A 14,084-nucleotide genomic window follows, 5' to 3' on the forward strand; every position below is an offset into this window, starting at 1 on the left:
TGACATGAAAAAAAGAATTACATTTTTTGATATATTAAATATCGCTTTTTTAGTCCTACTGTGTATTTCAATTTTATACCCAGTTTGGAACCAAATTGTCCTTTCCTTTTCAGATTCATCAACCACCGGAGGATTGGGAATTGCACTTTGGCCTGAGAAATGGTCAACCGAAGCTTATAACTATATCTTTGACTATGGGAACGTTGGCCGCGCTTACTTTAACACAATTGTCCGTACAATCCTTGGTACGATCACCATTGTAACAGTAACCATTTTAGCTGCCTATCCCTTATCAAGAGATGACTTACCGTTTAGAAATCTGTTTGTTATATTGTTTATCATTGCGATGTACGTAAACGGTGGTATGATCCCGAGATATTTATTAGTAAGAGATTTAGGTTTACTTGACACACGTGCCGCGCTAATTATTCCAGCTGCACTGAACACGTCTTACATCATTATCTTACGTAACTTCTTTAGAAGTATTAGTAAAGAAATCGAAGAATCCGCGATTATGGATGGGGCCAGTCCTTTTACGATCCTCGTTCGAATTGTTTTACCACTTTCGGTTCCGATTATTGTAACCATAGCACTTTGGTCAGCGATTTATCACTGGAACGAGTGGTTCAGTGCTACCATCTACATCCGTAACAGTTCGCTGGACGTACTCCAAACCCTTGTACGTGACATGCTTGTGAACGTTGACCCATCTCGGATGGACTACCAAGTTTCAGGGACCGGGGCCGACGCCGCTCAGTTACTCTTAGCCAACGTTCGTGCTGCTACAGTAGTCGTTTCCATTGGGCCAATCATTGCGGTTTACCCGTTCGCGCAACGCTACTTTATTGACGGTCTACAACTTGGAGCTGTTAAAGGATAATAAATATCTCTGCGACAACCCTGCTTTTATAATTTAGGAAGGAAAATGACGATGAATTTCAATGTTGACAGTCCATTGATGCGCTTTATGACATGGCTTTCAGAAATGGTTAAGTTACAGTTTTATTTTTGGTTAGGCACTCTTCGAGGGTTTGTATTAGGAGGTCTGTTTCCAAGTTTAATTGCAACCTTTGGGACGAGTCGTCATATGATCCGTAATGAAGATATCCATGTCAGCCCAGACAAATTTTGGGAAGTTTATCAACAAGAATTTGTCAAAGCCAATCTTGTGGGATATGGATCACTTATTTTTGCGATTTTATTAGTTATTTACTTTAGGTTAACGACCTTAATTGATTCTGGTTTGGCTACATTGTTTATTTTTGTTGGTTATGGTTTTATCATATTGTTTGCGTTACTTTGTCTCTATATCCCAACGATAATGACGCATCTGGACATTAGTATTTTTCAAACGATCAAACATGCGGCGATCATAATGTTAGCTTGTCCACTGCATACCGTTATTATGGGAGTCATGTTGTTGTTATTTAGTTATCTGGTGATTAGATGGTTTATATTGATCCCCTTTATTGCCATTGCGATGTGCGCCTTCGGTTTAACTTATGTTGGATTGGATGCGATGGAACGATTGACACGACGGTTAGAGAAGGTCAGTAAATAAGGTTTTAATGTTTTAAAAGTTGATATAAGGAGAGAACCAAATGAAAAAAGGATTTTTTATTAAAACAGGTTTGTTATTATCTTCAATGCTTGTTTTAGCAGCTTGTGGCGATTCAACTTCAACAACAGAATCTGTTTCATCAGAAGATGTTGCTGAAACAACAGAGGTTGTTGAAGAAGTTGAGGAAGAAGTAGAAGAAGATACAGAAACAACTGAAGAAGAAACAGACGCTGAAACGGAAGAAGATTCTGATACCGAAGAAGAAACTGAAAGTGAAGAAGTAGCCCAAATTGAAGGTCTACCTGCACCAGGCGATTTCTCTGAAGAAGTAGCAATGCAACTATCAGGAGTTGTTACTAAAGGTAGAGCAGTGGATGATAACTGGGTTCAGTTACGTTTAGAAGAAATGTTTAACATTGATATTTCAAACGTCTTTACAGATACTTGGAATTCACAAGAAACATCTATTTTAGTAGCTTCGAACGAATTACCTGATGTGTTTGCCTTTACTTCAGGTGGAATGACACCATTAGAGTTCTTCCAAGATGGCTTAACACGTTCAATTCCACATGATATGATTCGTTTGTATGCACCAAACTATGCAGCTATGTTAGATGAAGTTGATGCTGGTTTAGGTTGGCGTATGAATACCGATCCAGAAAATCCAGATGCACACTTATCGCTAATTGGATATCAAGGACATACTGAAGGGATTGTTTGGGCACCAACCTTACGCATGGACTGGATGGAAAACTTAGGTATGGAAATTCCAGAAGATGCTGAGCCAATTGGAGATTCTGATGGTTACGAAAGAATTTATATGACCAGTCACTCATATACAATTGAAGAGTTAGAAGAAATCTTAACTGCCTTTACCTACGATGATCCAGATGGAAATGGTCAAGATGATACATTTGGTTTGTTACCAGCTAACAATAACTTAAACTGGGGTCAAACATTATTTGGAGCTTTCGGTCTTGCTCCAGGTTATAACTTGATGGAAGATGGCGAGTTGACTTTACCGGTTGTATCAAACGCTTATAAAGAAGCATTACGTACATTTGCTGATTGGTATGAAAAAGGCTTGATTGACCCTGAGTGGACAACATTAGACGAAAGAACAGGTTGGGAAAAATATCAATCAGGTTCAATCGGATATTTCATCGCACAAAGAACTTACTTAGCTCAAGAAGCTTGGACAGATGGACGTGCACCTCAAAATATCTTAGAAGTGAATCCGGATGCTAAATTATTAGTAACCAACCACGAAATTGGACCAAATGGTGATTCAGGACAACCGTCATACATGCCAGTTACTTTATTAGGTGACAATATGTATCTAAGCGCATCTGTAACAGATGAAGAATTAGCTCGTTTCTTACAAATGTTTGACTTCATGCATTATGGTGAAGAAGGTGTTTGGACTAAATATGGAATCCCTGGTGAGCACTCTGACTGGATGGCTGAAGAAGGAAACTCTACTTTAATTGTACGTCCAGAATTTGATGCAGAAGAAGGAGAAATGGGCTTCTGGAACTATAGCCATAGATCTTACTATAAAGAGCACTTAATTTGGTTAACACACGTTAAGACATTAGAATTAATGGACAAATTCTTTGCTAGACCAGACGTTGTAGAACAATACGCTATTCGTCCAGTACGTTGGGACTTATTCAATGAGACAGACCTAGCTGAAATTTCATCACGCTATGGTTCACAAATGGATACATTGGTTCAAGAGTTCCGTATGAATGGTATTACTGGCGTTATCGATATTGAAGCTGAGTGGGATAACTACGTACAAAGCTACATGGATAACGGTGGAGCATTAACACTTGAAGAGTATCTAAAAGCACCACTTGTAAGCGACTTGCGTGGTGTTGAAGAAGTTGAAGAAGAGGAAGCTGCTACTGAAACGGAAGATTTAGAAGAAGCGGATTCAGAAACAACAGAAGAAGAATCAGAAGAGTAATGCTTTGGCATTAAGCTTTGATTTTATAGCAGTGTTGTGTTAATTTTTATGACAAAGATTGCCGCAAATTAACTTATATTAGGCAGAAGATCATTATGACCTTCTGCCTTTTATTGATTTATAGTCACTTTGAATCGCTAGAAGTAGGGAGCTTGTAAATGAAAACTGATACACACCAAAACACGAACGATGAATGGGTCACAAATTATTCCACCCCATTAAATCAAACCTTAATCAATGACTTATTAGATGATACAAAAATCAATTCTTGGTTATTTTTAGGAGGCAAAGAAACACAGCCGGACTTCAACCAGCTGGGGTTTGCTCGTAATTATATTGGACATTTTGAAGAAGCTTACCGCTGGCAATACATTACTGAAAATGAACGCAGCCGCGAACGTTTTGTTATTAACGGTGGGAAAACAGGTCAAAACTTAGCAGATGTTGTCGCAAATTGGCAAGCTAAAACTAAAGCGTACGATCACAAGGTAACAGCTTATTTATTTGGCGCTGAAGATGAAGCTCTCTATGCAAACAATGCCACACAGCTAGAAGAAGATCTTCATCAATTAGCAGAATTAGCCTTAGCCCAAAGAAATCATACAGGTGTTTTAGTCTTACAATTGCCGTTCTATCGCAATTTAAGAAATCTAGTATTACAAGCCATCAATAGCTTAGGGCAAACACAAAAAGACCACCTTATCATAGTGGATCATTTTATTCTGAGCCAAGACGAAAATTGGATGGAAGCTTTGACTTTAGACGGTGATTTGAATACCATAGGACATTTGCGTCTGGCCAAACACCTGCTCAAAACTGTTTTTGGCTTCCATCAAAATGTGTTGACTTATAGCGGATTAAAAGCGACTCAAATCAAGAATAATCCTTTGGATTCGGTCCATCCACACTATCAACAAAATGCGGTAGCCCATAGCCAAGCCATTCAACTACTCATCCAAAGTAAGCAACCGCTTAAATGGTTATTTATGGGCGATTCGATTACTCACGGCGCGTTGCATACCGATGGCTACGAAAGTGTGCCCCAACTATTTGAAAAGTTTTTACACCATGATTTAGAGCGACCGGATGATTTAGTCTTTAATATGGCCGTAAGTGGCGCAACAACATTGTCAACTTTAAAAGCAATCGATGAACGTTTTGACGCCATCCAAGCAGATATTGTCATCTTAATGCTCGGTACCAATGACCTCAAGTTTTTTGAAACGAGTCAGGAATACGAACACAACTACCGTTTGCTGCTCGATCACATTCAAGCGCGTCAGCTACCTCTTGTTCTGCGTTCGCTGACCCCAGCTTTCAAAGAAGATTGGCTGTCATTAGACGACAAACTTAACGACTATTACGAGATCACACAAAAGTTAGCCCATGAATATCAAGCCGCTTTTGTCGACCAACTGCATATTTTTGAAAACCTTTTAAACCAATATCCCTACTTACGCCTACCATATTATGGGATGTTTAATGATGGGATTCACCCAGCCTTTAGAGGTCAAATGCTGATGGCAAAGCAACTTGTTTCATCTTTAGGAATAGCTAAACCAAACCATCATCTGATGCAACTCGACTTCTCATTGGAATTTAATGAACATAATGTCAAAGAATCATTGAAAAGTAAAATCATTAACGATAGTATTCACATAGATGCTCAAGAAATCGTTTTACAAATTAATGATTACCAAAAATCATATGCAAAATCGAATGAAATAAAATCAACACGACCGCATATGGTAGCCTTACCAGAAGGCATGATTGAATCCGTTAAACAATGGTCAAACCATATGGCAGCAACAGCCATCGGCGACCTAACTGTTGTCGTAACGACAGCCAATCAATCATCAATGACTATTAAGCTGTCAGACCAACTTGATATACCTTTGAGTCTGTTTCAAGCTGAAAAGCTCACATTGACGGTCTATGCCTATGCACGAAAATTTGCGGAACGATATTGCTTAAGTGTCGAATTAAATCAAGGAGGCTAGTATGTTAATTCCTAATTATTTTGAAGATCCAAATGTTTTTGAGGTAAATAACCTTCCACGACGCAATTATTTTATTACTTATGATTCAGTAGAAGAAGCCAAAAATTCTACCAACCGCCGTCAATCCAGTCGTTATATGGATTTAAATGGTCAATGGAAATTCCGTTATTTTGAAAATGTTCGTGCCATTGAAGAAGAGTATTGGTTAGATGCTGATGTAGAAGAAATGGTGGATATGACAGTGCCATCTGCTTGGCAAATGGCCGGCTATGATCAAATCCAATACACCAATTTTGAGTATCCGATTCCTTATAATCCACCTTTTGTCCCATTTGAGAACCCTGCAGGTTTATACAAACGGGTCATTCATGTAGATGAATTAGCAGCTGATAAGGACTACCACCTCCATTTTGAAGGTGTCGACAGTGCTTTCTATGTTTGGCTTAACGGAGAATTTGTGGGCTATAGTCAAATCTCCCACAGCAACACTGAATTTGATTTAACGGCCTTTTTGCACCCAGGTGATAATCATTTATCTGTATTAGTTCTGAAATGGTCACATGGAACTTATTTAGAAGACCAAGATAAATACCGTTTTTCGGGAATTTTCCGGGATGTATACTTATTAACGCGCCAGAAAGAACGAGTTAATCAGTATAAAATCGAAACAACCGTAGCTGAAGATTTATCTCAAGCGGTTTTAAATGTTAACTTCCAAGATGTCCAATTAAATTCCGAAATTACTTTGACTTTATTAGATGCTGAACATCAAGTGGTTGGTGAAAATACAGCTAAAGGAGAAGCAGAGGTATTTATTAAAGTAGATAATCCTGCCTTATGGAATGCGGAAAATCCTTACTTGTATGTTTTACTCATTCAAACGGAGGGTGAAGTGATCAGACAAGAAGTTGGTTTAAGACAAATTGACATTAAAGGTACGCAATTTTGTGTCAACCACCAGCCAATTCGGATGATTGGGGTTAACCACCACGATACGCATCCAAATAATGGGCCAACGGTTACTTTAGCAGAGCAGGAACACGACTTGCGCTTGATGAAGTCCTTAAATATGAACAGTGTACGGACGGCGCATTATCCTAAAACGGCTGAGTTTTACGAATTATGTGACCGGATTGGTTTGTATGTTATGAGTGAAGCGGATATTGAAGCGCACGGAGTGGTCGCTTTAAAAGGATCTTATGATGATGATATTTATGACACGATTTCAGATGATCCAGCTTATAGCGCTGCTTTCGTTGATCGCATGGACGCTAGCATGGTTCCTTTTATGAATTATCCTTCTATAGTCATGTGGTCAGGTGGGAATGAATCTGGATTTGGTGTAGCCGTTATTAAGCAGTTAGAACATGCGCGTAGTTTGGACACAACGCGTCCATTACACCAAGAATCTTATTTCTACCGCAACCGTAAAAAAGATTTTGATGATACTTATATTGATGTTTGGAGCCGGATGTATCCAAGTTTTGATCAAATGGACGCCTTATACTTTAAACGCGATTCTGATGACATTGGAACAGAAGGTCGCAAAGGCCGCGATGCTTACGTCGATGATTATGGTGAAGTCATTGACCGCCCATTCTTACTGTGTGAATATGCACATGCGATGGGGAATGGACCAGGAGACTTAGCTGATTACTATGACTATATGATGCAATATCCAGCTTTTGTCGGGTTGTTTTTATGGGAATGGGCTGACCACGCTGTCAACTTGAAACATGATCAACCGGAAGAAGAAGCGATTTATCGTTACGGTGGGGACTTTGGCGAATACCCGCATATGGGGAATTTCTGTGTGGATGGGATAGTTGACCCTGACCGCCGCTTGCATACTGGGGCCTTGGAGCACCGACAAGTTTTCCGCCGTGTCCGCTTAACCGATTTTACAGATCAAAAATTAACGGTCATAAACCATTATGAATTCAGCAAACTTTCGCAACGTGTCGGCTTTATGCTAGAAGTTTATGGGCTCGATGGCAAGCTAATGGACATGGTTGAATTAGACTTCCCAGATGCGGGACCAAATGAGACCAGTACATATGATTTAAGCGACCATGACCTTGATTTGACTACAATCGGAAGTTTACGACTCGTATACTTAGCCATTGAAGATGAATCTGATTTAGGTTTTGATGCGATTGATATCCAAGCCATGACGCTTGAAGCAGTTGAAAATCCGACCGCATCCTTGTCTTATAGCGAATCACTTGTTGAACAAACCATTCATGTGGGCGAAGACACCAGCTTTACCTTCAGCCAAGGAACAGCTGCTTTAAACCAAATCGTCTACAAAGGTGAAAATCTTTTAGAAAAAGCCAGTCGTTGGACGGTATGGCGTGCCCCAATGGATAATGACCGCTTTGTGGCAAATTCTTGGCGCTCATTTAACTACCATCACACACAAATTTTTGTCAAAGACTTTACGGTGGATGAGAGCGAAGAAGCCATCAGCATTACTTACCAGGCAAATCTAACCGCGATTGCCCGTCCAAAGATTTTAGATTTAACGATTACTTATACGGTAAATCAAAAGGGCGAGCTAGAAGTTTCTGTCGATGCAGTTCGCAATACCGACTTGCCGTTCCTGCCACGTTTTGGTTTGGAATTGCCATTGAAAAACCAATTCAACTATGCTGACTATATTGGGAATGGACCGCACGAAAGCTATGAGGATAAGCACCACTTAAGCTATTACGGTCGCTTTAGCGGATCAATCGAAGATTTCTACGAGCCACATATTAAGCCGCAAGAAAATGGTGCTCGTAACCGAACCACACAAATCAAGCTATTCGGTGACACCAGCCAGATATTCGTCAACACAACTGATGAAGCAGGCATTTCCTTTAATTTCACCGCCTATTCTGCTGACCAGCTGACGCAAATGCCACACCGCGACAAGCTGACCGCCGAGGCTAGCCACTACCTTTACCTTGATGCGCGCCAAAGCGGGGTGGGAAGCAATTCAAACGGTCCCGAACTTTTAAATAAATATCGCTTAGAAGACCCACGTTTCAGCTACAACTTTAACTTATCTATTAGTGATCTTGCTTTAGAAAATGAATTTTAGTTAGTTTTTTATTAAGGGATAATTTTTCGAATTATCCCTTAAATTTTAGATGTTGAGAGGAGTATACAATTGTCAAAATGGAAAACATTGCCCAACAACGCAGGAAATAGTTCACAAAAAAATATCGCTGACCACCGCTATCAAGTTTTAAGTTCGACCTTTTCAAATAATCTCGATGATAAGGCGGCTCTTTTTGAAAACACTGCTGTTCAAATGGCAGCTACAGATAGCACCAGCTTAAGCTTTAATCTAATTGATTTATCAACGTCTGAAGACCGTCATTTCGGTATTTTGTTGCATGATGGAGGACCCAAGCGATATTTATTAGTGGGATATAATGCTAAGCAATGGTTTTGGGAGTACAAAACACCGCAGACAGAACGCAAAACCGTTTTAGATCTGGCGCCACCAAAGTTGGAAGAAGCCTTTAAATTAAGCGTCAACTTGAAGCAAGATGGGCAGTTGAACTTGTTGTTGGACGACCAAAATTTGGTGGACAATGCCAATATACCGGCGGAAGTTATGCAAGACTTAGTGCAGTCGCGCCAAGTTTACTTGAAATTAGGAACCAGTGGCTTGAACCGAACAACGGTTGGGGTACTGGAAAAAGTTGAAGAACGGGACTGGTCAAAAGAGCCGGTTCAAAGCGGACCTGAAGTGGATGACACGGCGGTTGTCTATGATGAGTTAGATTCCGGCCAGATGGTTGCGGTTATTGACACAGCTTTTCCAAGGGTGCGAGAATATCATTATGCAGGCCATACTTTGTTTGGCCAAGTGAAGCCTTTGACAGCGATGGCTATTAACGGCCATGCGGTAGTGCCGAAGGTGACTTATAAAAAATTAGACGCTGCAACTGCTCAATATGTGTTGGAAGTGGTAGAGGCTGAATATAATTTAGATCTTGTCTTGATGGTGCAGCTTAAAGTAGAAGGCAAGATCTTGCATTTTGATGTGACGGATATTCAAAATAAGCATGCGGTAAAAGCAGGCGAATTGTTGGAAGATGTGTCTCAATTAGTAGAACAAATTAGTTTCCCAGAAAACTATTTAGTATCCGTTGTCAGCGATCAAGCCGGGGCTAATTATGCAGGTTCTGCCATGTCCAATGACACGCATCATAGCGGTGACCGTTTTATGGATGTGGTCAATCCAATGGCAGACTTAGATGAAGGCATTATGTATGCTTTTGTTGGACACGAACAGTTGGCAGCAGGGGTCTGGAGTAATTCCCAATACAGCCATGGGGGGAAAACAGAAGATTATACCCGCTTGACGGCACAAAAACAGACGCTGGGACAAAGCAATTATATTGGCATTGCCAGTTCCCCATGGATTTATGAGACGGCTTATCGTTATCAAAACGAATTGGCAGACAAAGCCTCATTTATTGTTAATCCAGACCATACTTTAGAATTGCCGTCTGCCCGCGTTGTGCTGACGACTGATCTAAATGGGGATGGCAAGGTTGACTGGCAAGATGCAGCGATTGCTTATCGTGATATTATGCATCATCCGTTCGGCGCCGACCAAACACCTGACTTAGTAGGTTACCGGATTGCGATGAACTTTGGTTCGCAAGCCCAAAACCCGTTTTTAACCACCTTAGATGAAATCAAAAAAGTCTACTTGCAAACGGATGGATTAGAACAAGCTGTGATGCTAAAAGGTTACGGGAACGAAGGTCATGACTCTGGGCATTTGAACTATAAAGATATCGGTCAGCGAATGGGCGGCGTTGATGACTTTAGGTATTTATTAAAAGAAGGAAAAAAGTTAGGTGCCAATATTGGTTTGCATGTGAATGCTTCGGAAACGTATCCGGAGTCGCCTTACTTTGAACCGGACCGCTTGCGAAAAGATTCGAAAGGTCAATACCATTACGGCTGGAATTGGTTGGACCAAGCCATCAACATTGATAGTGCCTACGATTTGGCGCATGGCCGCTATGACCGTTTCAAGGATTTGAAGGATGTTGTCGGCGATGACTTGAATTACTTGTATGTCGATGTCTGGGGCAACCACCAGTCAGGCGACGAGCGTGCTTGGGCGACCCACCAATTGTCGAAAGAAATTAATTCCCTGGGCTGGCGTGTGGCTTACGAGTGGGGGCATGCAGGCGAGTATGATGCCACTTTTCATCACTGGGCAGTTGACCAGCCTTATGGCGGCTATGCCTTCAAGGGAATCAACTCGACCATTGCCCGCTTTATCCGTAACAACCAAAAAGACGCTTGGGTTGCTGACTATCCCCGTTACGGTGGCGCTGCCGTAACCCCTCTTCTGGGCGGTTATGTGCTGAATGATTTCGAAGGTTGGCAAGGTCGCAGCAATTACCAGTCTTATTTGGATACCTTGTTTGCGGTCAACCTCCCAACTAAATATCTCCAACACTTCACTGTGGCAGAAGTTCAATTTGGTGAAGCTGTAGCGATGACCGACAATGGTGAAAGTTATGAGTGGACTCCTGAAATGTACATGCGTTTGGAGAATGCTGCAGGCGATGTGGTTGAAATCCGCCGGATGTCGAATGATGTGGACAGTGCAGACTATCGTATCCGTGAAATCCGCCTGAACGGGGAAGTCGTGCTATTGGGCGATACTTATTTAATCCCTTGGCCTGACACAAATAAATACTACTACTACTCAGGGGTAGCCCGTGAAGTTGAAGCAGATGAGCGTTTAGCAGGCAATGGCGTGCGGGAAGATCCAACGGATGATGCAGCAGTGACTGTAGCTAGTTCAAAGGCAGAAGAAAGTCGAGTGATGCCGTGGACCTTACCTCAAGCCTTGGCTGGGAAGAAGTTATTTATTTATGAATTGACCCCACAAGGGAAGGCGAATGAGCTGGTGGTCGAAAGTGGGGAGATGTTGGATGTGGATTTGGCGCGCAATACGCCTTATGTGATTTATTTGGAAGCGCAAGAGCAGGAAAGGGTTGAGTGGAGTGCGGGATCACATCTGGTAGATACAGGCTTTAATAGCGGAAGTTTAGACCATTGGGTTGTGAGTGGCGATACCGAGGCTGTTGAAATTGTGTTGTCCCAAGGAGCTAATCCAATGTTGAAGATTGATTCGCCTGGGGAGGCAACAAGGTTGACGCAGGCTGTTAAGGACTTGAAGCCGAATACGGAATATGTGGCCTATGTGGCGGTGGATAACCGTTCTGATGCGGTTGCCCGCTTAAGTGTGGCAGGCGTTTCGCATGGATTGACACGGTCCTTGGCACAAAATTATGTGAAGGCTGATCCGCACAACACCTTGAATATGAACGCGACTGTGGATAATTCATCTTATTTCCAAAATCTGATGGTTTACTTTACGACTGGAGAAAATCCAGCTGATGTAGAGTTGACGCTGAGTCGTGAGCCAGGAATAGGAGCGACATATTGGGATAATTTACGGATTGTTGAGAATCAAGCACAGTTGTTTGATGGCGGACATGAGACAGTAGAGTATCCAGAGATATTTATTCAGGATTTTGAAAATGTCCCGCAGGGGATTTTCCCGTTTGTGATTGCGGACGGTGAAGGTGTTGAAGATAACCGGATTCACCTGGCGGAAAAAAATGCTCCGTATTCGCAGCGCGGCTGGCATGATAAGAAGATTAGCGATGTGATTGGCGGCGACTGGTCCTTGAAAGTGAATGGTTTAGTTGGCCTTGGGAAATTGTTGTACCGGACTATCCCGCAAAATTATTGCTTTAAAGCGGGCGCTAAGTATAAGGTGACGTTTGATTACGAGGCGGGTCTGGATGACCATTATGCCTTTGTGATTGGGGACGGGGAAGAGTGGAGCGACCACTTCCAAGTTCATTTTCTGGGGAACACCTGGGAAGCTGATGATGCGCCTGCAACGGTCAGCTTTGAATTCACGGCCAAAGAAGATGAAAGCACTTGGATTGGGATCTATTCTACGGACAAAAAATTAAGTGACGCGGCAAACGCCGACCGCGATTATAATTTCAAGTCCTATAAAGATTTGATTTTGGATAATTTAGTGATCGAGCGCTTGACTTAAAGTTAAATTTCTATCTCACTTTTGTGGTGGGATAGAATTTTTTTTATCTAAAAAAATGGAATTCGGCTTTTTTCGTGTATATATGTGTGAGTTGATATTTATTTAAAGGAGGATTCCATGGAAAAAAACGAACAACTTATTTACTTTGAAATGCTTGATCTCAGGGGCGCACTCGATACGAAGGAACTACAACGTGAATTTACCACACTCCGCAAAGGTTACGAAGGTGAGGCTCTATTCTATAGCTATTTCAAGGCGCATGCCCCTCAAAATTGGGTTGTCTATTATGATTATAGTTTTGATTTCGACGGCAAAGCGCAAATCGACTTTCTTCTCGTTTCGAACCAGCTTTGGTATTTAATAGAAGTCAAAAACTATAGTGGTCATTTGGACTACACTGATAACACCGTCACGATTAACAACAAAATTTACCAAAATATTTTTCGTGACTTGGACAATCGGACCGTTAGGCTGAAACGCTTGGTCGCCACCGTTAGCCGCCAAATCACCGTCACCCCCATCATGATTTTCATCGGCGCCGATTTCACCTACACCCTCAACCAAAAACCCAGCATGACCGTCATCCCGCGCACCGCCATCAAGCACTTTCTCACTAAACTCCCGCCCGTCACCCCGTTATTAAACTACCAACAAACCCAAAACACCCTTAATAAATACAAGACCCCCTACCAAATTAAATATCACCGCCTTGAGCCGGAGGCTTTCGTGAAAATTAGAAAAGGTATCCATTGTGCTAATTGTTCAAGTTATAATGTAGAACGGATGAGATCTTGTGTGCGGTGTGGAGCGTGTTCCCATCTGGAACGCTTGGAATTTGTTATTAGTCGTAAAGCTTTCGAGCTGATTGGTTTATTTCCCGATCACCCTGAAATATTGACAGTGGCTAATCTCCATCAATAAATAGATGAACGATTTAGCAAAGATGTTATTTATCGCTATCTGAATAAAAACTTTCAAATTGTGAAGAAGAGTCAGGCGACTTATTATTTGCCGAGGAGATGAGCGGGGAGGGTAGAGGTGCGCGCTCGTTTGAAATAGTGGTTTCATCCGAGCGGTTTGTCTGCGGTCGTATGAAATGCTGGTTTCATCCGAGCGGCCGGCTCGCGCTCGTTTGAAATAGTGCTTTCATCCGAGCGGTTTGTTCGCGCTCGTTTGAAATAGAGATTTCATCCGAGCGGTTTGTTCGCGCTCGTTTGAAATAGTGGTTTCATCCGAGCGGCTGGTTCGCGCTCGTTTGAAATAGTGGTTTCATCCGAGCGGTCCGTCCGCGCTCGTTTGAAAAGCTGGATTCATCCGAACGGTTGGTGTGCGTTCGGATGAAATGCTGGTTTCATCCGAGCGGCTGGTTCTCGCTCGTTTGAAAAGGTAGTTTCATCCGAGCGCGCCCCCCATCCCCCCACAAAAACCGCTCTCATAAACTTCTTC

General features: G+C 42.0%; 7 protein-coding genes. All 7 read left to right on the plus strand.

Annotation, left to right across the window (positions count from 1 at the left end; translation table 11 throughout):
* Positions 1 to 4: 4 nt before the first annotated feature.
* The 7 genes from ACTQ54_RS00775 (at position 5) to ACTQ54_RS00805 (ending at position 13,559) form a co-directional block, all read left to right on the plus strand.
* A complete protein-coding gene (locus tag ACTQ54_RS00775; RefSeq protein WP_441753932.1) occupies positions 5 to 880 on the plus strand; it encodes a carbohydrate ABC transporter permease in 876 nt (291 codons plus the stop codon).
* A gap of 51 nt (positions 881 to 931) precedes the next feature.
* Positions 932 to 1,561, plus strand: a complete 630-nt coding sequence (locus ACTQ54_RS00780) for a YesL family protein (protein WP_441753933.1) — start codon at positions 932 to 934, stop codon at positions 1,559 to 1,561.
* A 40-nt stretch (positions 1,562 to 1,601) separates the two neighbouring features.
* Positions 1,602 to 3,533 carry an ABC transporter substrate-binding protein gene (locus tag ACTQ54_RS00785; RefSeq protein WP_441753934.1) on the plus strand — a complete coding sequence of 644 codons (1,932 nt, stop codon included), beginning with the start codon at positions 1,602 to 1,604 and terminating at the stop codon, positions 3,531 to 3,533.
* 158 nt (positions 3,534 to 3,691) lie between these two features.
* Positions 3,692 to 5,533 carry a GDSL-type esterase/lipase family protein gene (locus tag ACTQ54_RS00790; protein ID WP_441753935.1) on the plus strand — a complete coding sequence of 614 codons (1,842 nt, stop codon included), beginning with the start codon at positions 3,692 to 3,694 and terminating at the stop codon, positions 5,531 to 5,533.
* Between the two features lies 1 nt (position 5,534).
* Positions 5,535 to 8,618 (plus strand): glycoside hydrolase family 2 TIM barrel-domain containing protein, encoded by a 3,084-nt coding sequence (locus ACTQ54_RS00795; RefSeq protein WP_441753936.1) that lies wholly within the window; start codon positions 5,535 to 5,537, stop codon positions 8,616 to 8,618.
* Positions 8,619 to 8,687: 69 nt separating this feature from the next.
* Entirely contained in the window at positions 8,688 to 12,638 is a 3,951-nt protein-coding gene (locus ACTQ54_RS00800; RefSeq protein ID WP_441753937.1) for an endo-alpha-N-acetylgalactosaminidase family protein, read from the plus strand.
* Between the two features lie 117 nt (positions 12,639 to 12,755).
* A complete protein-coding gene (locus tag ACTQ54_RS00805; protein WP_441753938.1) occupies positions 12,756 to 13,559 on the plus strand; it encodes a nuclease-related domain-containing protein in 804 nt (267 codons plus the stop codon).
* The last annotated feature ends 525 nt before the right edge of the window (positions 13,560 to 14,084 follow it).

This window comes from Fundicoccus sp. Sow4_H7, from assembly GCF_052115865.1.
GTDB lineage: Bacteria > Bacillota > Bacilli > Lactobacillales > Aerococcaceae > Fundicoccus_A.